Source organism: Phycisphaerales bacterium (genome assembly GCA_035627955.1).
Taxonomy (GTDB): Bacteria; Planctomycetota; Phycisphaerae; order Phycisphaerales; family UBA1924; genus JAEYTB01.
Window position 1 is genome coordinate 173,375 of the sequence record DASPKU010000001.1, and the last position, 24,393, is coordinate 197,767.

The 24,393-nt window shown below is 67.9% G+C and carries 15 protein-coding genes; 8 read left to right on the plus strand and 7 right to left on the minus strand.

Annotation, left to right across the window (positions count from 1 at the left end; all coding sequences use genetic code 11):
• Nucleotides 1–2 precede the first annotated feature (2 nt).
• From VD997_00710 to pstB, 4 genes are all read left to right on the plus strand, one after another.
• Nucleotides 3–518: a hypothetical protein gene (locus VD997_00710; GenBank protein HYE60489.1), complete on the plus strand. Its 516-nt coding sequence runs from the start codon at nt 3–5 to the stop codon at nt 516–518.
• Between the two features lie 401 nt (nt 519–919).
• Complete coding sequence (locus tag VD997_00715) at nt 920–3,745, plus strand: ABC transporter permease subunit (GenBank protein HYE60490.1); 2,826 nt, start codon at nt 920–922, stop codon at nt 3,743–3,745.
• 6 nt (nt 3,746–3,751) lie between these two features.
• Nucleotides 3,752–5,899: an ABC transporter permease subunit gene (locus VD997_00720; GenBank protein ID HYE60491.1), complete on the plus strand. Its 2,148-nt coding sequence runs from the start codon at nt 3,752–3,754 to the stop codon at nt 5,897–5,899.
• Nucleotides 5,900–5,907: 8 nt separating this feature from the next.
• The gene (gene pstB / locus VD997_00725) at nt 5,908–6,801 is read left to right on the plus strand and encodes a phosphate ABC transporter ATP-binding protein PstB (GenBank protein HYE60492.1); all 894 of its coding nucleotides are present in this window, start codon (nt 5,908–5,910) and stop codon (nt 6,799–6,801) included.
• 392 nt (nt 6,802–7,193) lie between these two features.
• Here the strand turns inward: pstB and VD997_00730 are convergent, their stop codons facing one another.
• The 5 genes from VD997_00730 to VD997_00750 all read right to left on the minus strand — a co-directional run bounded on the left by VD997_00730 (nt 7,194) and on the right by VD997_00750 (nt 13,629).
• On the minus strand, nt 7,194–9,053 hold the full coding sequence (locus VD997_00730; protein HYE60493.1) for a tetratricopeptide repeat protein: 1,860 nt from the start codon (nt 9,051–9,053) through the stop codon (nt 7,194–7,196).
• Between the two features lie 138 nt (nt 9,054–9,191).
• Complete coding sequence (locus VD997_00735; GenBank protein HYE60494.1) at nt 9,192–9,788, minus strand: tetratricopeptide repeat protein; 597 nt, start codon at nt 9,786–9,788, stop codon at nt 9,192–9,194.
• Entirely contained in the window at nt 9,776–10,987 is a 1,212-nt protein-coding gene (locus VD997_00740; GenBank protein HYE60495.1) for a hypothetical protein, read from the minus strand. Before VD997_00740 ends, VD997_00735 begins: the two co-directional genes overlap by 13 nt.
• 110 nt (nt 10,988–11,097) lie before the next feature.
• A complete protein-coding gene (locus VD997_00745; protein ID HYE60496.1) occupies nt 11,098–12,927 on the minus strand; it encodes a tetratricopeptide repeat protein in 1,830 nt (609 codons plus the stop codon).
• Between the two features lie 150 nt (nt 12,928–13,077).
• Entirely contained in the window at nt 13,078–13,629 is a 552-nt protein-coding gene (locus tag VD997_00750; GenBank protein ID HYE60497.1) for a hypothetical protein, read from the minus strand.
• A gap of 483 nt (nt 13,630–14,112) precedes the next feature.
• Between VD997_00750 and VD997_00755 the strand changes: the two genes are divergently transcribed.
• From VD997_00755 to odhB, 3 genes are all read left to right on the plus strand, one after another.
• Entirely contained in the window at nt 14,113–14,760 is a 648-nt protein-coding gene (locus tag VD997_00755) for a hypothetical protein (protein HYE60498.1), read from the plus strand.
• Between the two features lie 144 nt (nt 14,761–14,904).
• Nucleotides 14,905–17,787, plus strand: coding sequence for a 2-oxoglutarate dehydrogenase E1 component (locus VD997_00760; GenBank protein HYE60499.1), 2,883 nt, complete (start codon nt 14,905–14,907; stop codon nt 17,785–17,787).
• A gap of 30 nt (nt 17,788–17,817) precedes the next feature.
• On the plus strand, nt 17,818–19,092 hold the full coding sequence (gene odhB / locus VD997_00765; protein HYE60500.1) for a 2-oxoglutarate dehydrogenase complex dihydrolipoyllysine-residue succinyltransferase: 1,275 nt from the start codon (nt 17,818–17,820) through the stop codon (nt 19,090–19,092).
• Nucleotides 19,093–19,119: 27 nt separating this feature from the next.
• On the opposite strand, the gene VD997_00770 is transcribed toward odhB, so the two are convergent.
• Nucleotides 19,120–21,048, minus strand: a complete 1,929-nt coding sequence (locus VD997_00770; GenBank protein ID HYE60501.1) for a fructose-bisphosphatase class III — start codon at nt 21,046–21,048, stop codon at nt 19,120–19,122.
• Between the two features lie 1,106 nt (nt 21,049–22,154).
• Here VD997_00770 and VD997_00775 point away from each other — a divergent pair.
• Nucleotides 22,155–23,357 (plus strand): site-specific DNA-methyltransferase, encoded by a 1,203-nt coding sequence (locus VD997_00775; protein HYE60502.1) that lies wholly within the window; start codon nt 22,155–22,157, stop codon nt 23,355–23,357.
• An 11-nt stretch (nt 23,358–23,368) separates the two neighbouring features.
• On the opposite strand, the gene VD997_00780 is transcribed toward VD997_00775, so the two are convergent.
• The gene (locus tag VD997_00780) at nt 23,369–24,343 is read right to left on the minus strand and encodes an alpha-ketoacid dehydrogenase subunit beta (GenBank protein HYE60503.1); all 975 of its coding nucleotides are present in this window, start codon (nt 24,341–24,343) and stop codon (nt 23,369–23,371) included.
• Nucleotides 24,344–24,393: the final 50 nt, after the last annotated feature.

A 24,393-nucleotide genomic window follows, 5' to 3' on the forward strand; every position in this document is an offset into this window, starting at 1 on the left:
GCATGCAACTCCGCTATCCGCCCTCCGCTTTCCGCTTTCCGTTTCTCGCAGGCGCCCTCGCGCTGCTGACCGCCCTCCCCGCCTGCGACAGCGGCAGCAAGAACCGCATGCCCTCCCAGCCCGCCAACATCCAGCCCTCGCGCGTGGGCGTCTGGGCCACGCCCCCATTGGACACCGACGCCAACGGCTACGTCGACACCGTCGAGATCACCGTCTACGTCTCCGCCGACCAGCACCCCGTCCCGCTCTCCGTCCCCGGCACCTTCACCTTCCGCCTCATCGGGCGCGACAAGAAGGACCTCGCCACCTGGCACATCGACGAGCCCGCCGCCCAGGCCGCCATGCGCCGCTCCCGCGTCGGCCCCGGCTACTTCTTCACCCTCAACGTCAAGGACGTCGCCACCGACGAGATCGACGCCCAGTCCGCCGAGCTCGCCGCCGAGTTCACCCCCCGCACCGGCAAGCCCGTCCAGGCCCCCCTCACCGGCCTCCGCTTCGGCCGCACCCGCCCCAAGTAACCCGTGCCACGACCGTGCTCTGACGGTCGTGCTCCCGCGTGCATGGCGACGTCTTCGTCGCTATGAAGCGACTTCTGATCGCGGCGGATGCCGAACACACGAATGACGTTCGCTACGAGCCCCGAACGGAAGTGAGCCAGCCGCTCTGTGCCACCAGCGACGTTCGCATCGCCAAAGACCCGTCACTGTCGTTCCGGGCTCGTCCCGAACGTCGCTGGATGCCCCGGGCGCCGAGCCGTTTCCAAGGCCTGCCCCGGCCATTCCCGGCTCGCCCCGCGCCCTTCTTAGCGCTTTCTTGACACTCCCCGCCCCCCTTTCCGCCCCCGTCACGCGAAACTCCCCCGACCCCACAACCTCCACCCAACCACACCCAGCCCAACGGCCGCGCTCCCAACCCCCGCTTGCCCACCCGCAAACGCTCAACCTCCGCCGCCGTCTACTTCTGGGACCGCGTGTCCTACGCCGGCATCACCGTCGGAGGCATCGCCGTTCTCGCGGCCGTGCTGGGCATCTGCGTCTTCCTCTTCTGGGAGGTCATGCCCCTGTTCCAGGGCGGGCACGCCACGCCGCGCCCGGTTGTCCAGCTCGCCCCCGCGAACCTCGACACCCTCCAGGCACCTCGACGGCAACGCCCCGTCGCCACCATCCTCGGCGAGTACAACCAGGCCGTCGCCACCCTTGACGCGCAGGGCGCAATCACCGCTACCGCTCTCGACCCCGCCGGCAACGCTCAACCTTTCCACCACATCGCCCTCACCGGCGGTCAGCCCATCACCGCCGCCATCCTCACTCCCCACGGCCCCGCCGCCCTCGCCGCCGCCGACGGCGCCCTGCACCTTGGCTCCATCAAACTCGAGACCGAGCTCATCGGCGGCGACGAGCTCACCGAGCCCATGAAGGCCCTGGCAGTGGGGGCCTCGCTCGTCGCGGACAACAAACTTGTGGAGCGCACCCGCGAGAGCCAGTGGCGCGCCACCACCCTCTCCTCCACCATCAAGCGGGCCGAGCTTGCCGACGGCGACGCCGCAGGCAGGCCGCCCATCGTTGCCCTCGACCTCCGCGACAGCGGCACCGGCGACCGCTACATGGTGGCCGTGCGGCAGGACGGCACCGCCAGTTTCGGCACGGTGACCACCGTCACGCCCCTGGGCGGCGATGAGCCCACCGAGACGGTCTCCTCTACCGACTTCGCCCTCGCAACCCCCGCCCGCGGCCCGCCGGCGTTCCTCTTCGTCACCGCCGACGGCAACCACATCCTCGCCCTGTGGAAGGACGGCACGCTGGAGCGCTATGCGCCGCAGGGCGACACCGTGGTGCTAGCCGAGGCCACAACGGTCCTGCCGAACGCCGGCAGCGCCGCGCAAGCGACCCAGATCACCGCCGCCACCATGCTCCTCGGCGGCCAGACCCTCATCGTCGGCGACGACCGCGGCCACATCCGCGCGTACCACCCCGCCCGCGACCCCACCAGCGCCGCCTTCGACGCCGTGCGCCTGGTGCAGTCCGACGAGGCCTCCACGTCTTCCGACTCGCCCATCGCCAGCATCGCCGCCAGCAACCATGACCGCGTTGTCGCCTTCGTGAACGAGAAGGGACAGGGCGCGATCCGCCACATGACGAGCCACAAGACCGTGGCCACGTTCAACTCGGCGGAACGAACCGCGCTCACCTTCAGCCCCAAGGGCGACGCCCTGCTCACCGCCTCCGCCGCGGCCCGCCAGCTCTGGCTCGTCACCCCCGGCCACGCGGACGCCAGCCTCAAGTCCCTCTTCGGCCCCGTGCTTTACGAGGGGGAGCTCGAGCCGCAGTACATCTATCAATCCTCATCCGGCGGCGAGGGCGCCCAGGTCAAGATGAGCCTCACGCCCCTCATCTTCGGCACCCTCAAGGCGACCGTGGTCGCGATGCTCATCGCAATCCCCCTCGCCGTCCTCGCGGCCATCTACACCAGCGAGTTCATGCACAAGGAGCTCCGCAAGGCCGTGAAGCCCACGGTCGAGCTCATGGCCTCGCTTCCCTCGGTCGTGCTCGGCTTCATCGCCGCGATGGTGGTCGCGCCCTTCATGGCCCGCTGGCTGCCGCACGTGCTGCTGGGAATCGTCCTTACGCCCGTGTTCCTGGGCCTCTTCGCCCACCTCTGGCAGCTCGTCCCCCGCGAGCGGGCCCACCGCATCAACCGGCGTGCCCGCATGGCACTGATCGCCGTTGCCCTGCTCGCCTCCGTCGGCCTCAGCCTCTCCCTCGCCCGCCCGCTCGAGTCCCTGCTCTTCGCCCCCACGCGCACCGACGTGCTTCTCGCCCAGGGCTCGTTCGAACCGCACCGGCGCGACCAGTGGCCGAAGTGGGTCGGCACCCGCGCCACCATGAGCCCAAGCGACGACCGCAAGCTCCGCCAGGATGGACTTGCATTCCGCAACGGCGAGGTCGTGAAGGTGAAGGACGAGCCCATCGTCGCAGGTGCAAACCCCGCGGGCGAGCCGAGCGTCCGCCGCTGGCTCGATGGCTCCATCGGCGGCCCCTTCCCCGGCTGGCTGCTCGCCCTGCTGCTGCCGGTGATGGTGACCGTCTTCCTCGCCCAGGGCCGCCTCGTGCCGCGCGAGCGCTTCGAGAAGATCCTCGGCGCCACCGGCCCCGCCCTCGCCATGGCCGAGCTGATCCGCTACGCGCTCACGCTCGTCATCGGCGTCGCGGTCTCCATCGTCATCGCCGCGTTCCTCACCACGCTCAAGCTCGACCCCCGCGACTCCATCTTCGGCCCCTACAGCCAGCGCAACTCGCTCGTCGTCGGCGTCATCATGGGCTTCGCCGTCATCCCCATCATCTACACCATCTCCGAGGACGCCCTCCGCGCCGTGCCCAACCACCTGCGCTCGGCCTCGCTCGGCGTCGGCGCCACGCCCTGGCAGACGGCCGTGCGCGTCGTCCTGCCCACCGCCGCCAGCGGCATCTTCTCCGCCATCATGATCGGCCTGGGGCGCGCCGTGGGCGAGACCATGATCGTCCTCATGGCTACCGGCAATACCCCCGAGATCTCCGCCAACCTCTTCTCCGGCCTCCGCACTCTCGCCGCCAACATCGCCGTGGAGCTTCCCGAGGCCGCCCGCGGCGACACCCACTACCGCGTCCTCTTCCTCTGTGGCCTTGTCCTCTTCGTCCTCACGTTCGCCATCAACACCACCGCCGAGATCGTCCGCCAGCGATTCCGCAAGCGCAACGCTGCGCTCTGACACGCAATGTCCGTCGCCACCGCCCCATCCCCGCCCCCGAATGCCAGCGAGCGCCCCCGCGCGCACCACCAGCGCCGCCCCGCCCTTCCCGCCGCCCACGGCGAGCCCGCCATCTGGGTCATGGGATCCGCCCTCGTTATCGCCGTGGTCATGATCCTGGGCATCCTCGCCCTCATCATCGTCCAGGGCTCGCAGACCTTCTGGCCCCGCCCCGTGCACCGGCTCGCGCTCAGCAGCGGCGAGGTTGTCCTCGGCATCCCCACCGACCATGACGAGGCCGCGAAACGCACGCTCTACCGCGTGGGTAACCGCGACATCGGCCAGCAGCCCTTCCGCTGGATCAACGCGGCCGACATCACCACCACCGACACCCCGACCGACGTACTGCTCTTGGAGCGCACCGACTGGGGGATCTGGCTCGGCGAGCCGCAGGCCATCATCGAGCTTGACGGAACGAGCCGCACCACCCTCGCCGAAGGCCCGCATGCGACCATCGCAAAGTTGCGAGAGCTCCAGCCCGCCATCATTGCCGCTGAACACAACGCCGAACACCGCACCGAGCACGAGCTCGGCGCCATCAGCCGCGACATCAACAACCTCCGCCTCGAGGTGAAGGAGGCCGAGCTCCAGGCCCGCGAGCACACCACCCAGCGCCCGCCCCTGCTCTCCTGGCTCACCACCGGCCTCCTCGCCGCCGGCGCCGTCGCCGCCGCATTCGCCTCCCGCCGCATCCGCTCTACGCCCAACCAGTCCCTGACCCAGCGGTCCCTCCGCGCTGGAGCCCGCGCTGCCCTCTTCACCCTCGCCATCGCTGCGGCCCTGTTCGCCCTGCTCGAGAATCCCACTCGCGCCAACACCATGACCCCCGAGCGTCTCGCCGCCATCAAGCACGACGCGGCCACACGCATCACCAGCCTCCAGAAGCAGTACCAGGCCACTCAGTCCGACATCAGCACCCGGCGCACGCAGAACAACCGCACCCGCCTCCTCATCACCGAGCCTACTACCGGCCACATCGCGCCGACGCGCCAGTCCGCCCCCGACGACCCGCTCCAGGTCTCGCAGATCGTCCGCGCCGTCCAGCCTAACGCCCTCTCCACTTCCGACAAGCTCGGCGTCTACTTCTCACGCTGGTGGGAGTTCCTCTCCGCGAAGCCCCGCGCCCAGAACACCGAGGGCGGCGTCTTCCCCGTCATCGTCGGCACCGTCACGCTCACCATCCTGCTCGCGGTCGCCGTGGTCCCCCTGGGCGTGGTGGCCGCGCTCTACCTCCGCGAGTACGCCCGCCAGGGCCCGCTCGTCTCGCTCATCCGCATCGCGGTGAACAACCTCGCCGGTGTTCCCTCCGTGGTCTACGGCATCTTCGGCCTTGGCTTCTTCGCGTACTCGCTCGGCGCGTATATCGACACCGGCCCCTCCTCACCCACGCCCGCAACGCCGTGGTGGTGGGGGATCATCGCCTGCGCCGTCCTCGTCTCTCTCGCCCTCGCCCTCGCCGTGTACGCCAAGGGCATCCCCAATCCCAGGACCCGCACCCGCGTGCAGGCCCTCATCGGCCTGGGCTGGCTCGCGGCCCTCATCCTTGCCATCTGGGCCATCTGGACCACGCCCTACTTCGGCGGCTTCTTCCGCGAAAAACTCCCCACCTCCACCTTCAACGCCCGCGGCATCCTCTGGGCCTCGCTCACCCTCGCCCTGCTCACTCTTCCCGTCGTCATCGTCGCCACGGAAGAGGCCATCGCCGCGGTGCCGCGCTCGGTCCGCGAGGGCTCGTACGGCGCCGGCGCCTCCAAGTGGCAGACGGTCCGCCGCATCGTTCTCCCCCAGGCCCTCCCGGGCATTATGACCGGCGCCATCCTCGCCATGGCCCGGGGCGCCGGCGAGGTCGCCCCGCTCATGCTGGTCGGCGCCGTCAAGTCCGCCCCCGAGCTCCCTATCGACTCGGAGTTCCCCTTCATCCACGCCGAGCGCAGCTTCATGCACCTGGGCTTCCACATCTTCGACCTGGGTTTCCAAAGCCCCGACTCCAAGGCCTCCACCCCGCTGCTCTGGACCACCACGCTCCTGCTGATTCTGATCGTGCTCGCGCTGAATCTCACGGCAATCATCATCCGTTCCCGCCTGCGGGCGAAGGTCATCAACGCCAGCGTGTGATCCCACCTATGCCCACCATCGAGACCAAGCCCGTCCAAGTCAGCCGCCCCGGCGGCGACCACCGCCCTCAGCGCGAATACCGCGTGATCAACGCCATCCGCGCCGGCCAGCCCAGCACCCCGTTCATCTCCCCGGCCCTTGAGGCCGAGTCCACCGTCCTGGAGATGAACAAGTTCAACCTCTGGTACGGCCCCAAGCAAGCCCTCTTCGACGTCGACATGCGCATCCCCTCCGGCAAGGTCACGGCCCTCATCGGCCCCTCCGGCTGCGGCAAGTCGACCCTCCTCCGCTCAGTCAACCGCCTGAACGACCTCGTCGACGGCGTCCGCTACCAGGGCTCCATCCTCCTCAACCAGGACGACCTTTACGCCCACCACGTCGACGTCATCGACCTCCGCAAGCGCCTGGGCATGGTCTTCCAGAAGCCCAACCCGTTCCCGATGTCCATCTTCGAGAACGTGGTCTACCCCCTCCGCATCGACGGCGAGCGCCGCAAGTCCGTGCTCGAAGAATCCTGCGAGCGCTCCCTCCGCGCCGCGGCCCTCTGGGACGAGGTCAAAGACCGCCTCAAGGACTCCGCCCTGGGCATGTCCGGCGGCCAGCAGCAGCGCCTCTGCATCGCCCGCGCCATCGTCGCCGACCCCGAGGTGCTGCTCCTGGACGAGCCCTGCTCCGCACTCGACCCTGTCGCCACCCTCAAGATCGAGGAGCTCATCCTTGAGATCTCATCGCGCTACACCGTGCTGATCGTCACCCACAACATGCAGCAGGCCGCCCGCGTCTCCACCTACACCGCCTTCATGTACCTCGGCCGCCTCGTCGAATACGGCCCCACCCGCGAGGTCTTCCAGACCCCGCACCTCCCCGAGACCGAGGACTACGTCACCGGCCGCTTCGGGTGAAAGACGTTCACCACAGAGGCACAGAGGCGCAGAGGGTGCACAGAGAAGACCTTTGGACCGTTCGAGGGCGATGCGTTTGATCCCTTCCTTCAGTGTCGCGCCGTGGAAGTTGAGAAGAAGTCCTGTCCTCATCTTCGAGAGCCGGAGGTATGTCAGCAGCTGCGCTTCGTGAATCGGAGCAAGCAGCTCAACCTGCCGACGAAAGCTCAGCCCACAGTGCCGTCAACTCAAGACCAAGGCACTGCTCATACGCCGACTCCAGCAGCCCCGGCCCGAGCGCCCGATGCGCAGCAATCGCTCCCCCGATGATCTTGTCAGTCAACGGATCAAGCGCTTGATTCTCAATCCCAAGTTCTCCTCTGTGCACCCTCTGCGCCTCTGTGCCTCTGTGGTTAGTCTTCTCCCAGCTCCCGCAGCTTCGCCCCCGCCGCCCCCCTCACCTCCTCATACGCGAGCGCCTTCCGCAGCACCGCCGCCGCCTCCTCCTTGCGTCCCGCATCAATCAGCGCCAGCGCGTACACCATGTACGGCCCGCCGTCCTTGATCGGCACCCTTGGGTCTTCCACGCTCGCCACCGCCATCTCGATCTGCCGCATTCCCTCCTCGCGCCGCCCCTGCCCGAAGTACATGATCGCCAGGTTCTGCCGCGCCACATACGGCTGCGCCATCGTCTCCGCCGCCGCGAGGTACGCCTTCTCCGCCTCCCTCACATCCCCGCGGTCGCGCAGCAGGTTGGCCATCGCATACCACGACCGCCCATCCTTCGGGTTCGCCTCCACCGCCCCCTTGTACAGCTCGATCGCCAGGTCCGGGTCGCTCGACTGCACCGTCACCGCGTAATACCCCAGCACCCGGTACGTCGGCGTCACCTGCGCGGCATAGCTCCACAGCGACTTCGAGTCCTTCCACACCGTCGTCTGCGCATAGCTCGCCGCTACCAGCCCCGCCGTCACGCACGCCCCTACGAACCCCGCCAGCCGCGCCGCCTTCAGCCCCGCCTCCCCGCCGCCGCGCAGCTCCGCACGCCGCACCAGCTGCACCGCGCCGTACCCCAGCATCAGCGCGAACGGCATCGTCGCCAGGTAGCTGTACCGGTCCGCCACCATCTGGTCCCCGCTCTGCAGCACACCGAGCACCGGGCTCACCTGCACCAGGTAGATGAACAGCGCCACCGCCACGCCCCGCGCTCGCCCGCTGACCCACCCCCACACCGCCGCCGCCACCATCGCCGCCACCACCACGTACGCCGCGAGAAACCGCCCCTCCCACGGGTTCAGCTCCGCCGGAAGCTCATAGAGCGGCGAGTGCACCGCCGGCGCCACGGTCTGCTTCACATAGAACATCAGTCCGTAGCACGCCTGCACGAACCGGTCGCCAACACTCCAATCCTCCAGCGTCTTCGCGGCCAGCACCTCCCGCACCGCCCGCGACGCCACCACCGCCGTCACCACCCCGATCACCATGAACGGGACCTTCTCCGCGACCACGCGCAGCCCATCCCGCGTGAACCACCCGCGCACCCCCGCCACCCGCCGCAGCGGGTACATGTCCAGCGCAATCAGCACCACGAAGAAGCTCATCCCCCACGCCTTGCTCGCGCAGCTCAGAAAGACCAGCACCACGGCCCCCCAGTACCACTTCCAGTCCCGCACCCGCGCACTCCCAACCGCAACCGCGCGGAAGTACGCCAGCAGCCCCGCCAGCAGGAAGGTCGTGCTCAGCACGTCCCGCCGCTCCGTCACCCACGCCACCGACTCCACCCGCAGCGGGTGCACCGCGAAGAACGCCGCGCTCAGCCACGCCGCCAGCGTGACCAGCTTCGAGTACTCGCGAGCCGCCCCCGCGCTCTCGCCCGCCCCCACGCGCACCTCACCACCGATCCCCCCCAGCATCCCCAGCACCCGCCGCGACACGAAAAAGAACAGCACCGCGTTCACCGCGTGCATGGCGATATTCACCGCGTGCGACACCCCCGGCGCCCCGCCCCACAGCTCGTACTGCAACCCGAAGCTCAGCCACGTCAGGGGCGTGTAGTGCCCCAGCAGCCGATTCGTCAGCATCCACCGCACGTTCTCGCCGCTCAGGCCCCACCACATCTGGTTGTCAACGAAGTTCTGCATGTCGTCCCACGACACATACAGCGCGTTGAACGCCGGCCAGAACGCCGCGACGACCAGTGCCACCAGGCCAGCGCACACCCCCAGCACCCACCGCCCCGACGCCGCGCCCACAAGCACACCCTGCTCACTCATGCCCGCATCCTACTCCCCGGTACCATGGCGACTCCCGCGTGCCATGGCAACTCCTGCGTGCCATGGCGACGTCTTCGTCGCTATGCGCCTTCGCTCCAACATCCCACATCCCACATTCGACATCCGACATCCCAACCCTCACTCCCCCAGCTCCCTCAGCTTCCGCTCCGCCGCCTCCTTCATATCTCCAAACCCCGCGGCCTTCCGGATCCACTCGACCCCCTCCGCCCGCCGTCCCATCTCCAGCAGCACCATCCCCAGCGCCATGTGCGGCCGCCCCTGCCGGTCCGCCGCGCCCCCGCGCTCCACCTCATCCACCGCCGTGCGCAGCTCGCGCACCCCCTCCTCACGCCGCCCCGTCATGAAGTACAGCACCCCAAGGTCCACCCGCGCCACGTACGGCTGCTCCATGCACTCCACCGCCCGCGTGTACGCCCCCTCCGCCTCCGAGAGCGCCCCCGCCGCGTGCGCCAGCTTCCCGTACTCGTACCACGCGTTCCCGTAATCAGGGTTCAACTCCGCCGCCCGCCGGAACAGTTCCGCCGCGTGCTGCGGGTCCTCGGCCTTCAACTCGAGCCCCAGAAACCACAGCACCATGGGCGTCGGTGTCACCTCCGCCGCATGCTCCCACAGCGTCCGGCTGTCGTGCCAAACCCGCGTCTGCGCCCGTGACAGCACCACCAGCGACGCAACCAGCACCGCGCCCGCCGCGCACCCCAGCTTCAACGCAAGCACCCCCCCTCAGCCCCGCGCCGCGCTTCCGCACGCCGCACGACCCACACCGCCGCCCACGCCAGCCCTACCGCCAGCGGCATCGTCGCCAGGTAGCTGTACCGGTCCGCCACGAACTGGTACCCGCTCTGCAGCACCCCCAGCACCGGGCTCACCAGCACCAGGTAGATAAGCAGCCCGACCGTCACCCCCCGGGCCCGCCGCCACATCATCAGGCCAACAACCACCAGCGCCAGCACCACCACGTACCCCGCGACGTACCGCCCCTCCAGCGGGTCCACGCTCACCGGCAGCTCGTACAGCGGCGAGTGCCCTGACGGCGCCACCGACTGCCGCAGGTAGAACATCAGCCCATAGCACGCCTGCACCGCCCGCTCGACAAGGCCCCACTCCGCCAGCGTCTTAGTCGCCATCCCCGCGCTTTGCGCCTTTGACGCGACCACCGCCGTCGCCACCCCGATCGCCGCGAACGGCAGCTTCTCGACCGCAACGCGCAGCCCGGCACGCGTGAACCACCCGCGCACCCCCTCCACCCGCCGCAAGGGGTACACGTCCAGCAGCATCAGCACCACGAAGAAGCTCATCCCCCACGCCTTACTGGCGCAGCTCAGGGCCAGCAGCACCACCGCCGCCCAGTACCACCGCCGATCCCGCACACCCGAACTCCCACCCTCACCCTCACCCACCGCCCGCAGGTACGCCAGCAGCGACCCCAGCAGCAGGGCCGTGCTCAGCAGGTCGCGCCGCTCCGTCGCCCACGCCACCGACTCCACCCGCAGCGGGTGCACCGCGAAGTACGCCGCCCCCAGCCCCGCCGCAACCACACCCAGCCTCGACAGCCCGCCACCCGCCCCCTCTTCCGTCACCATCCCCAGCACCCGCCGCACCACGAGAAAGAACAGCACGCTGTTCAGCGCGTGCAGCCCGATGTTCACCGCGTGCGACGCCCCCGGGTCGCCGCCGATCAGCTCGTACTGCAGCCCGAAGCTCAGCCACGTCAACGGGTGCCAGTGCCCCATGTGGAACGTGGTGAGCATCCACCGCACGTTCTCCCCGCTCAACCCCCACCACATCGGGTTGGTCACGAAGTTTTGCCGGTCATCCCACGACACATAGAACGCCGACACCGCCGGCCAGAACGCGACCATCACCAGCGCCACCAGCGCCGCGCACACGCCCAGCAACCATCGACGCTCACCCATACCCGCTCCACGTGCCATGCGTGCCCCAGCGCCTTCTCGCGTGCCATAGCGACGTCTTCATCGCTATGTGCCTTCCTCCCGACCTCCGACTTCCCACTTCCGACTTCCCCTCACTCCCCAACCTCCACCAGCATCCGCTCCGCCTCCCCCCGCACATCCCGGTGCCCCGCCGCCTTCTTCAGCTGCGCCACCGCCCCCGCCCGATCTCCGCGCTCCAGCAGCACCCGCGCCAGGTTCAGGTGCGGCGCCCCCCGCGACCGCATACCGGCGCCCTCATTGTCCGCCACCGCGGCCTCCAGCGCCCGCTGCGCCTCCTCCAGCCGCCCCTGCTCCCGCAGCACCAGACCCAGCTCCATCCACGCCGCCCACGCGGGGTTCAGCCACTTGGCCCCCTCCCCATACGCCCGCGCCGCCTCGTGCAGATCGCCAGCCGCCCGCGACAGCGCCGCGTACTCCCACCACGCCCGCCCGCTCGTCGGGAAGTTCTCCGTCGCACGTTTCACCACCGACCGCGCCAGCACCGGATCCTCGTGCTTGAAGTGCTCAGCCCAGTTGCACAGCACAAACGCCGTGGGCGTCACCTGCGCCGCGTACGTCCACAGCGTCAAGCTATCCCTCCACACGCGGCTCTGCGCCCGGCTCGCGAACACCATCGCCCCCGTCGCCACTGCCGCGACCGCGCCCACCAGCAGCCCCGCCTTCCGCAGCTCCTCGGCCCCCTTCGCCTCCTGGCGCCGCAGCAGCACCACCACGCCTGCCCCCAGCAGCACCGCGAATGGAATCGTCGCCAGGTAGCTGTACCGGTCCGCGACGAACTGGTCCCCGCTCTGCAGGACGCCCAGCACCGGGCTGATCAGCAGCACGTACAGCGCAATCGCCACGGTTACGCCCCGCGCCCGCTTCCAGCACCACACCGCCGCGCCCGCCAGCACCACCACGAACACGTACGACAGCACAAACCGCAGCGCCAGCGGGTCCAGCTCCAGCGGGATCTCGTACAGCGGCGAGTGCGTGCTCGGCGCCACCGTCTGCTTCACATAGAACCACAGCCCGTAGCACGCCTGCACCACGCGGCTCACGACGCCGTACTCCTCCAGCGGCTTCGCCGCGTGCGCGACCGCCTGGGCCCGCGACGCCAGCACCGCCGTCGCCAGCCCGATCACCGCGAACGGCGCCTTCTGCACCAGCACCCGCAGCCCATCCCGCGTGAACCACCCGGCGAGCGTGGTCACCCGCCGCAGGGGCATCATGTCCACCGCCATCAGCACCACAAAGAAGCTCATCCCCCACGCCTTGCTCGCGCAGCTCAAGAGCGCCAGCACCACCGCCGCCCAGTACCACCGCCCATCCCGCACCCCAGCGCCCTGAGCCTCCACCGCCCGCAGGTACGCCAGCAGCGCCCCCAGCAGGAACGCCGTGCTCAGCACATCCCGCCGCTCCGTGATCCACGCCACCGGCTCCACCCGCAGCGGGTGCACCAGGAACAGCACCGCCCCCAGCACCGCCGCCACCGTCACCACCTTCGAGTACCCGCCCCCGCCCTCAGTCCATTGCTCGCCCGGGAAGCCCACCGCCAGCAGCCGCCGCGCCGCCAGGAACAGCAGCACGCCGTTCACTCCATGCACCACGATGTTGAACGCGTGGTACCCCATCGGGTTTGACCCCGACACATACCACTGCGCACCGAACGTCATCCACGTCACCGGCTGATAGTGCCCCAACCAGTACGTCGTCCACATCCACTTCAGGTTCTCGACCCCCAGCCCGCGCCACCGCTCATTCATCACAAAATTCTGAGCATCGTCCCACGACAGCCACTCCCCAAAGAACGCCGGCCAGAACGCCACCACCGCCAGCACCATCAACCCCGCGCCAATCCCCCACACCCACCCCCGCGGCGTCACTCCCTCCAGCACACGACCTCCCGGCGCATCACTCATCACCGCATCCTACCTCGTTCGATTACGCGTGCTCGCCCGGAGAAAGACCACGGCAGCGGTTGCCGACTCACTGGGCCACGTGGGAAGCCGGGTTCAAAAAAACAAGGCGTCGTGCCTGCGCACGACGCCCTCGTTCCGTAGGCCATCGGCCTACTTCGTCAGGTAGGCCAGCAGGTTCGCCTTCTTCTCCGCCAGCCCACGCGCCCGCTGTGCCTCCAGTGAAGCGAACCCGAGCGGGAAAATCTGAGCCTGCAGCTGCACGTCCAGGAATGCGACCATCGAGCGCTGCGCCATCTCGATCCAGCCGAGCACGGTGGACTTTCGGTCGGTTTTGCACATAGTGATCGCGTTGTTCATGAAGTAGTGGAAGTCGCTCGTCGTGTCCATCGTGGTGAGTTCGGAGGCCATCGAGCAGAAACGCCCGACCTCGAACTCGATTTCATCGATCGGCCGCTCGGAGGCGACGAGGACTTCGATCGTGTCTCCGCGGACCGGAATCACCGGGCTCAGCACCTGGATCCGCCGGTCCTGCGCGAACTGCTGGAGGAGCAGCTTGCAGATCGTCTGGCTTCCGACGTGGTCCTCGGTGCGGCCCACCGTGTGGAGATTGAACCGGTACTCCGCGCCCATGAGCGGGTGCTTCCGGCCCGTCTTGGTCACCTTCGAGCTGAACACATCACGATTCGGGGCACTACCAACCATGGCTACCTCCCGGAGCTGCCCACGCGTCTGTTCCTCGCGTGGCGGGAGCCGAAGCTCCCAACTGCTGAAGCACGAAGCACACGCGTGCTCATGTTCCACTCATGAACGGAATAGCACGGACGGTCGGAGTGACGCAAGCCTTTATTTGCAGATACTTTGTGCGCATCCAAGTCTTCCTGTTTCTCTGGTTGCCAATGCGAAATCTTTGACAAGCTGTTACGCTCCCCGCTCATTCAGCAGGGGGCCCCCGATGCCGAAGGCAGACCAGACGTTGATCCAGGAGGTTCATGCGCTCCGTGAGTACAAGAACCTTCGCACAGAGAGCGCATGCGCACGGTTCTTCGAACTCGACGTGCAGACGCTTGCGAAGGTTCTGCGCGGCGACAATGTTCAACGCGTCACGATCGACACCGTCGCGCAAAAAATCTCCTCCATCGGGCCCACTTGTGGCCGCACCTCCATGAGCACCGTTGGACCGGAGACGTGCTCGGGCGGAACAAGGACGGCAAGCCCATCACTTTCGCGCCTAACTTTTCCGCGTCCAGGTTCAAGCAGGGCCTTCGTGATGCTTTCGAGAAGCACACCACCTTCCTCCCCGAATCGGCAACTTTTATCTCCAGCACTGGTCAATGGTGCAAGCCCATCCTGAGGAAGGTGCTCCTTCATCCCATCCGCACGATGCTCTATCTGGCCGACCCGCAGACCGCGGCGGGTGAGCGCGGCCAGCCCCTGAGCACCTACGAGTTCCTGTGGAGCTTGCCGACCGCGCTCGAACTGACTGAGGGCTCGAAGGCTTCGTTGGAAGTCCGAATCTACTCTCCCGAGCTCCGCCCAGATCGAATCGCGTTCTTCCCCGACTGCCTCGTCGCTAGAAACGTCCCTCTATCTGCTCCAGTCCCCGTCCATCTCCGCGGCCATCCTGCTTTCGCGGGTCCCGCGCCGGTTTGGCAGGGTCCCCAGACCGTCAACGTCTGGCTCAAGGGAGATGTCGGCTTCAACAATGCGACAGAGACCTGCTCGAGAGCCGTCGCCAGGGTCTCTGAAGCTTCAAAACCCTGCCTCTCATGGTCCGCCGCCGACGGCTTCAAGTTCGACCCGCTCTTCCGATTCAACTTCCGCACATCCGCCTGACGCCCTTTTCAATCCGAGCCTCAGCCGCCTGCCCTGACTGACCGATAGCCTCCCCTGCCTACCATCACCAACGCCGCTTTGGGGCTGGGTGGACGGTCTCTGTTCGTACCCGCTCGCCCCCTCCGCGCCGTCACAGGAACCGCCATGAGGCACGGCCAGAACCCCGCCCAACCCCGCGCTGTCTCCCCCGCCGTCAACGGCTGGAACGCCGAGTTTCTCGATGCCGAGTACGCCCGTTTCAAGGCCGATCCCGGCTCCGTCTCCCCCGACCTCGCCGCCTTCTTCCAGGGCTTCGACCTGGCACTGGGTGGGTCGGCTCTCCGAGCCGACGTAGGCGGCGTAGCCGCCACCTCTGGCGACACCACCTTCCAGCGCTCCGTCGACTCCCTCGTTACCGCCTACCGCACCCGCGCCCACCTGGCCGCGAAGCTCGACCCCTTCGACCGCGAGCGCACCCGCCCGCCCGAGCTCTCCCTCGCCTACCACGGCCTCTCCGACGCCGACCTCGACCGCCCCGCCAACTCCGGCGTCAGCGGCCTCGCCCCCGGAGCGACCCTCCGCCAGACCATCGAGTACCTCGAGGCGACCTACTGCTCCACCATTGGCGTGGAGTTCATGCACATCAACAACGCCGAGGAGCGCGCCTGGTTCCGCGAGCGCTTCGAGCGCGTCAAGGGCCGCACCGAGTTCTCCCGCGAGCACAAGCTCGCGATCCTCAACCACCTCGCCGCGTCGCAGGCCTTCGAGACCTTCGTGGGCATCAAGTACGGTCAGGGCATGAAGTGGTTCAGCCTCGAGGGCGGCACCTCGACCATCCCCACGCTCGAGATGGCCATCGAGCACCTCACCGACCTGAACGCCGAGGAAGTCGTCCTTGGCATGGCCCACCGCGGGCGCGTCAACGTCCTCAACACCGTGATGGGCAAGACCTACGAGCAGCTCTTCACCGAGTTCGAGGACAACTGGGACCACGGCTACCTCGACGGCGGCGGCGACGTCAAGTACCACCGTGGCTACTCCATCACCCGCAAGCTCGCCAACGGCAAGTCCGTCCGCATGGCGATGGCCAGCAACCCCAGCCACCTCGAGGCCGTGAACCCCGTGGTCCTCGGCCGCACCCGCGCCAAGCAGCGCCTCCGCAACGACACCCAGCGCACCCGCGTCGTCCCCATGCTCCTCCACGGCGACGGCGCCGTCATCGGCCAGGGCGTCGTCTGGGAATGCCTCAACATGTCCCAGATCGAGGGCTACACCGTCGGCGGTTGTATCCACCTCGTCATCAACAACCTCATCGCCTTCACCACCCTCCCCGAGGACGACCGCTCTACGCCATACCCCACCGACATCACCAAGGGCATCGAGTGCCCCGTGTTCCACGTCAACGGCGAGGACCCCGAGGCGTGCGCGTTTGTGGCTCGCCTCGCGGCCGCGTACCGCCAGCAGTTCAAGAAGGACGTCTTCATCGACCTGTGGTGCTACCGCAAGTACGGCCACAACGAGAGCGACGAGCAGTCCTACACCCAGCCCATCCTCGCCTCGCTCATCAAGGCCAAGACGCCCACGGCCCAGACCTACGCGGCCAAGCTCATCAAAGAGGGCGTGCTCACCCAGCAGGACTTTGACGCGAAGAACGAGGCGCTCAAGGCCACGCTCGAGAAGGCCCTCGCCTCCGCCCGCCGCGAGCCCACCGTCCCCGTGATCGACCCCGGCAACGACCGCTGGAAGGGCATCACCGGCGATTACTCGCACACGCCCGCGAAGACCGGCGTCAGCATGCAGGTGCTCACCGAGGTCTGCAACGCGCTCGGCCGCGTGCCCGAGACCTTCAACCTCAACCCCAAGCTCAAGAAGCTCCTCACCGAGCGCGCCGAGCTCCCCAAGAACGGCATGGTCAGCCACGCCGACGCCGAGCTGCTCGCCTTCGGCACGCTGCTCCTGGAGGGCACGCCCGTCCGCCTCAGCGGCCAGGACTGCCGGCGCGGCACGTTCTCGCAGCGGCACGCCGTGTTCCGCGACTTCAGCTCCAGCCAGCCCTACGTCCCGCTCAATAACATGCGCGAGGTCGCCAACCCCGGCGAGTGGAAGGACGGCAAGCAGGCCCGGTTCTGCGTCTATGACTCGCCGCTCAGCGAGTTCTCCGTGCTCGGCTTCGATTACGGCTACTCGCTCGCCGACCCCAACATGCTCGTGCTGTGGGAGGCCCAGTTCGGCGACTTTGACAACGGCGCTCAGGTCATCATCGACCAGTTCATCGCCAGCAGTGAGATCAAGTGGAACCGCTGGTCGGGGCTGGTCATGCTCCTCCCGCACGGCTACGAGGGCGCGGGCCCCGAGCATTCCTCGGCCCGCATCGAGCGGTTCCTCTCGCTCTGCGGCGACGACAACATGCAGGTGTGCAACCCGACCACCGCCGCGCAGCACTTCCACATGCTCCGCCGGCAGGTCAAGCGCAACTTCAGGAAGCCCCTGATCGTCGCCGCGCCCAAGAAGTACCTGCGCACGCCGACGAGCCACATCGACGAGTTCACCACCGGAACGTTCAGGGAGGTGCTTGACGACCCGGCGTTCGACGCGAAGAACGGCCTGGACCGCTCTCGAGTCACTCGCGTGATTATCTGCTCGGGCAAGGTTTTCCACGAGCTCTCCGAACGCCGCAAGGCGACCGGCCGCACCGACGTCGCGATCCTCCGCCTCGAGCAGCTCTACCCCTTCCACACGCAGATGGTGAAGGAGACGCTCGCGAAGTACCCCAAGAAGGCCGAGGTCGTTTACGTGCAGGAAGAGCCGCGGAACGCCGGCGCGTACCTGTTCGTCGCCGACCAGTTCAAGACCGAGCTTGGCATCGACCTGCCCTACATCGGACGCGACACCAGCGCGACCCCGGCCGTGGGCAGCAAAAAGGCCGACTACATCCAGCAGGAGGCGGTCATCGCCGCGGCCATCGGCCCGTCCAAGAAGGCCGACGCCCCTGCCGAGAAGGTCCCTGCACCGGCCAAGCCACAGGTCGCGGAGCCCGCGCGCCGATAATCTTGTCAGACACACTCAGGAAGAGAACTCATGGCGGTTGACATCGTGATCCCGGCCTTTGGCGAGTCCGTCACCAGCGGCGTTGTGCAGCGCTGGGTCAAGAAGGACGGCGACTTCGTCAACACCGACGACATCGTCATGGAGCTCGAGACCGACAAGGTCACCGGCGAGGTCCGCGCCCCCGCGTCGGGCACGCTCCAGACGCTTGCGAAGGAAGGCGACACCGTCAACGTTGGCGCCGTGGTCGCCCGCATTGCCGAGGGCGGCGCACCCGCCGCGGCGAAGTCGGCCCCCGCCGCAGCCGCTGTGAACGCCGAACCAAAGCCCGCCACTAGCGTGCCCGCCTCGACCGCCACCGCCGTGGCCGAACATGAGGACGTCCGCGCCACGCCGCTCGCCCGCAAACTTGCGGCCGAGCACAATGTGGACCTCTCCAAGATCACCGTCCCGCACGGCCAGCGGATCCGCGAGCAGGACGTGCTGAACTACGTCAACGCCGGTAAGAACGGCTCCGCGATCGGCGCGGCCGCGCCGGCCGTCGCGCCCCGTCCGCAGGCCACTCCCGCGCCGGCCGCGGGCCCGCGCCAGGGCTCGACCCGCGAGCGGATGACGCCGCTCCGCCAGCGGATCGCCGCACGCCTCGTTCAGGCCCAGCACACGGCCGCCATGCTCACCACCTTCAACGAGGTGGACATGACCGCGGTGATGGAGCTCCGCAAGCAGTACAAAGAAGACTTCGAGAAGAAGCACGGCATTGGCCTGGGCTTCATGTCCTTCTTCGTCAAGGCCGCCGCCAACGCCCTCAAGGCGTTCCCGATGGTCAACGCGTACATTGTGGAGGAGGACGGCAACCCGGCGATCGAGAAGCACGACTACTGCGACATCGCGGTTGCCGTGTCCACGCCCAAGGGGCTCGTCGTTCCCGTGCTGCGCAGCTGCGAGAAGCTCTCGTTTGCCGGCGTTGAGTCGGGCATCAAGGAACTCGCGACCCGCGCCAAGGACGGCAAGCTCGCCCTTGAGGACATGCAGGGCGGCACCTTCACGATCACCAACGGCGGCATCTTCGGCTCGCTGATGAGCACGCCGATCCTCAACCCGCCGCAGTCGGCCATCCTCGGCATGCACGCGATCAAGAGCCGCGCCGTCGAGTACCCGGCGGGCAGCGGCCAGGTCGCCATCCGGCCGATGATGTACCTCGCGCTCTCGTACGACCACCGGATCATCGACGGCGCGGAGGCCGTGCAGTTCCTGGTGCGGATCAAGAACGCCATCGAGGACCCGCAGCGGCTGCTGCTGGAGATCTGATCGGCTTTCGGGGATGTCAAAGAGCGGTCAGTCGCGTTCGCGGACGATGCCTTCCTGGTAGGCGCGGACGAGGAACTCGAGGTCATCGATGCGGCGCTGTATGTCTCGGCCTTCGTCGGTCTCGGCGACGGTGCGGGTGCGGCCGAACTCGCGGATGGTGGTGACCTTGGGGACAATGTCGGCGCCCGAGTCGATCACGGCGTCGACGGAGCTGAATGGGCAGTGCTCGGCGAGCTCGATGCGGTCGGGCTTGAGGACGAGGGTGTAGCCGCGGTCGCCGTAAGCCTCGCTGAAGGCGCCGTCGATGGTGACGGCGTTGCCGCCGCGCTTCACGGGCTGCTCGCCCTTCTCGATCTTGACGGGGACGTGGCCGTTGACGATGAGGACGTCCTCCCCGCAGCCGAACTCGCGCCCGATGCGCTTCACGAACGCGGCGTCGTGGATGAGGTCGAAGTAGGGGTTCTTGTGCTCCTTGTGGGTGTCCTTGTCGGCGATGAAGTAGGTCTCGAAGGTGGCGAGCTTGTCCTTGCCGAAGAGGGGTGAGCGGGGGCCGCCCCAGAGGTACCAGAGCCAATCGCCGTCGTTGTCCTGGCCGTACCAGCGCTTGCGGACCGCGCGCCGGACGACCGAGCCAAGCGCGTCCATCAGCTCGCGCCCGGCGACTTCGCGCCCGTCGACACGGAGCGAGAGCGGAACGCCCTCGGCGTCAACGGGGACGCAGGCGTGGAAGATGAGGGCTTCGTCGTAGCGGGCCCACATGCCGCCGTGGCGGACGATCCACTCCATGTGCTCGCGGAGCTTGCGGGAGTTGACGAATGAGGTCTTGATGCGGTTGAGGCACTCCTGCTCCTCGGGGGAGTAGGCGTAGGGGTCCTCGGGGTTGATGGTGGGGAAGTTCTTGTCGAGAAGCTCGTACTCCTTCGTGCCGAGGGTGATGACGCCGCGCTTGAGGTCGATGCGATGGAGCAGGCGGCGGTGGTCGAGGCCCCACTCGGGGTGGCGCTCGAGCATCCTGCCCTCGGCCTTGAACTGCATGATGGCGAGGGCCTTCTGCATGCGGGCGACGGTGAGCTCGTCGCGGTGGCCCCAGCCCTTGGGGACGAAGCGCTCGGCGGGGTCGTCGGCGTACTTCGTGCGCACCAGTTTTTCCAGGGGCGTCGTGAGGATGCCGTAGCCCTCCTCGAGCTGGGCGGCGCGCCGGTAGCGGGCGCTGAAGCGGAGGGTGGTGAGCAGGCAGGGCTCGTGCCCGAGCATGGCGCCGATCCAGATCATGTCATGGTTGCCCCAGAGCATGCGGGCGCGGGGCTGACGCATGAGGATGTCGATGACCTTGTCGATGCGCGGGCCGCGGTCGCCCAGGTCGCCGGCGACGAGGAGCTCGGCGACGGAGAGGTTGCGGATGAGGCGCGAGGCGGCGCGCACGGCGCCCCAATCGCGGTCGTGGCGCGCGAGGCCGGCGATCATCTCTTTGACGTAATCGGGGCGGAGGCCGGAGCCGAGCTCTAAGAAGAGTTCACGCAGCTCGGCGTGGACGAGCATCTCGTAGACGTTGCGGCGGTAGTTCTGGCGGAGCTTGCGGACAATTTCGAATTGGAGGATGAGCGTCTGCTGGACCCACTCCACGCGCCGGCCGGATTCGACGATCTCCTTGGCGAACTTGGCGACGGCCTCGCGCGGGTAGTAGAGGATCGCGAGGAAGCGGGCGCGTTCCTGGTCAGAGAGGCGACCCTTGAGGGTGTCCTCCACGAGCGTGCGGAGCGCACCAGAGGCGTTGTTGATGACGTGGCGGAGCTTGGCGTCCTCGCCGTGGACGTCGGAGATGACGTGGACGACGCCCTTGGGGAGGGAGAGGCGGGCTCGGAGACCGGCGGCCTCGGCGATGGCGGAGTCGGCGGTGGGGTGCTGGATGGAGAGGGCGCGGAGGAGGGAGAGACGGTCGGGGGTGAGGGTGGACATGGGAGGGGATGGTAGAGCAAGGGGGTCGATGTCGGTTGTGCGATGTCGGATGTCGGAGGTGGGAGTTGCGAGTCGTCTGGGGACGATTGGCTCGCCCTGTAGGACTCAAAGGAGTCATGGGAGGCAAGGGAGTCATGGGAGACATGGGAATCAGGGGAGGCAGAGGCTGGACTGGGATGGGGCGATGAGGTGGCGGGCAGCTTCTGAGCTGGCGGTGGCAGTGCGGACCGTCGCTGGCGCGTCGGGCTCGTCAGGCGGAGGATGGCGTTGGCGGCGCGGCGGGCTGTTTCTTCGTGCTCGCTGTAGGTGGCGATGCCGAGGAGGCGCGTGAGGGCGGCGTGGGTAGCCTCGGCCGCGAGTGTTTGCGTGCGGAGGTTGGCGATCCTCATGACGTGGTCGAGGCGCGCGCGGATGTGGGGCTGGGCGGCCCAGGCGGCGAGGCCAAGGACGCTGGTCTTGAGGTTGTGGGCGAGGTGGGGGAGGCGGGCGTCGTGGTCGAACCAGGCCTCGAAGAGTTCTTTGTCGCGGGGGGAGAGGGGGATGTCGGATGTCGGAGGTCGGATGTCGGAGGGTGGATGGGGTGCAGGGGAGCCATTGGACGCATGGGAGTCGGCGGGTGGCGCAGGGTGTTGATGCGGGTTCGGGGTGGGGGTTGGGTGGCCCACGCATCCTGATGCGTGGGCTTTGGTGTGCGTGTGAGGTTGGCTGGTGTTCATGGTGTGGCCCTCTACTTCAGGGGCCGGTGGTCACGTTTGTGCGCGCTATTCGGGGGTGCGGCGGGGGGGCCGGAGTGCGTTTGGGGCTGTGATTCCCGGTGTGAGATTGCGCGGGGAATTTCTGAGATTTGATTTGAGCGCGTGCGGAGTTGTGCGCACAAACGTCGCCGATGGGGTGGAAGGGGGCGTGCGGCAAGGCGTTGCGCGGCGGGGGGTGTGCGCGAGTTTGCTGACAACGGTTGCGCTGGTTGTTGGAACGGAGATCTGGTGGGGTGTGGAAGTGATCGAGATTGGGACGGGGAACCACCGAGATGAAGACATCTCGGTGGCACGGTGGTCGTGTGCGGAGTTGATGACATCGCGATCTCAAGCCGCTTGTAGGATGGAGTGATGCGGAAGGAGCAGGCGGGTAGTGCGGTCGGTTTGAGCTGGCCGGGGCGGCGGGAGGCGCGGGTGGTTGCGTGCCCCGAGATGGTGGTCGAGCGCGAGGTCGGAGACAGCGCCGGTGCGGGGCTGCTGCTGCACTGTGACAACCTGGACGCGATGGCGTGGGTCGCGGCGCGGCAGCGGGCGGGGGAGATGGCGAAAGCGGCGCTGATTTACATCGATCCGCCGTACGCGATGGAGGCGAAGCACCGGATCGACGTGGAGCGCGACGGGGCGGTGCAGTCGGAGGTGGCGTACTCGGATTACTGGGGGGAGCCGGCGAAGTACCTGCAGTTCATGTGGGATCGGCTGGTGCCGATGCGGGAGCTGCTGGCGGAGGATGGGGCGCTGTGCGTGCACTGCGACTGGCGGGCGGACGCGTGGCTGCGGGTGATGCTGGATGAGGTGTTCGGGCGGGAGTGCTTTCGGAATGAGGTGGTGTGGCGGCGGGCGCCGAACCTGGGGCACCAGGCCGCGGCGCGGCAGCTGGGGCGGACGACGGACACGATTCTGGTGTACACGCGGACGGCGGGGTGTGAGATGCGCGGCGTGATGCCGGTGCGGTCGGCGGCGGTGGAGCTGACGAAGACGGGCAGGCCGCGGGGGGCGACGTGGGATGCGGAGCGGAAGGCGTGGTTTACGACGGCGCCCAGGGGTGATTACACGGATGCAAGCATGGCGGCGCTGCGGGAGCAGGGCCGGGTGCACGAGACAGCGAGCGGGAAGCAGTACGTGAAGTACTTCCTGCGGCAGGGGGAGGATGGGCGGTGGTACAAGGACCAGCCGGTCGACACGCTGTGGGCGGATGAGGAGGTGCGGCCGTTGCGGCACTGCACGCGGGAGGAGCTGGATGTGGGGTACCCGACGCAGAAGCCGGAGGGGCTTCTGCGGCGGGTTGTTGAGTGGACGACGCGGCGTGGTGATCTGGTGATGGACTTGTTCTGTGGGTCGGGGACGACGCTGGCGGTGGCGGCGAAGCTGGGAAGAGCGTGGGTGGGGTGTGATGTTGGGGAGCACGCGGTGCGGGTGTGTAGGGAGCGGATGACGCGGGTGTGTGGGGAGGTGGGGGGTGGGGGGAGGGTGATTGGGGTGATTAAGAAAAACGCCCGCGTGGAGGCGGGCGTTGGGGAGGGACAGAGATCAGAAAGCACGATCACGAAGACGTGATCGTGGCACGGTCAGTACGAGAGCGTCTGGGAGACGGCTTCCCCGATCTTCTTGGCGTCGGGGAGGTAGTCGAGCTCGAGCTTGTAGTAGGGCATGATGGTGTCGAAGCCCGCGACGCGCTGGACCGGGGCCTTGAGGTGCAGGAAGCAGTGCTCCTGGATGAGTGAGGAGAGCTCGGCGCCCAGGCCGCAGGTCTTGGGGGCTTCGTGTACGATGACGGCGCGGCCGGTCTTCTGCACGCTCTGGACGATCGTGTCGACGTCGATGGGGTAGAGCGTGCGGAGGTCGATGAGCTCGACGCTCATGTCCTCGGGGAGGCTGTCGAGGGCCTCGAGGCATTGGAAGACCATCGAGCCCCAGGTGATAACGGTGATGTCGGTGCCCTCGCTGACGACCTTGGCCTTGCCGATCTCGACGGTGTACTCGTCCTCGGGGACTTCCTCGCGGAAGGAGCGGTAGACGCGCTTGGGCTCGAAGAAGACGACGGGGTCGGGGTCGCGGATGGCGGCGATGAGCAGGCCCTTGGCGTCGTAGGGGGTGGATGGGCAGACGACCTTGAGGCCGGCCTGGTGGACGTAGATGGTTTCGGGGGAGTCGGAGTGGAGTTCGGGGGCGTGGATGCCGCCGCCCCAGGGAACGCGGACGGTCATGGGGACGGTGATGGCGCCGCGGCTGCGGGTGCGGTAGCGGGCCGCGTGGTTGCAGAGCTGGTCGTAGGCGGGCCCGAGGAAGCCTTCGAACTGGATCTCGGGGACGGGGCGCATGCCGGCGATGGCGAGGCCGATGGCGGTGCCCATGATGCCGGACTCGGCGAGGGGCGTGTCGATGACGCGGTCGGGGCCGAACTGCTTCTGGAGGCCCTCGGTGACGCGGAAGACGCCGCCGTTGAGGCCGACGTCCTCGCCGAGGCAGACGACGCGTGGGTCCTTGGACATTTCCTGCTGGAGGGCGAGGTTGATGGCTTGGACGAGGGTGAGGTTGGCCATGGGTCTCACAAAGCGAAAAGGGAAAAGTGAAAAGCGAAAATCAGACTGCG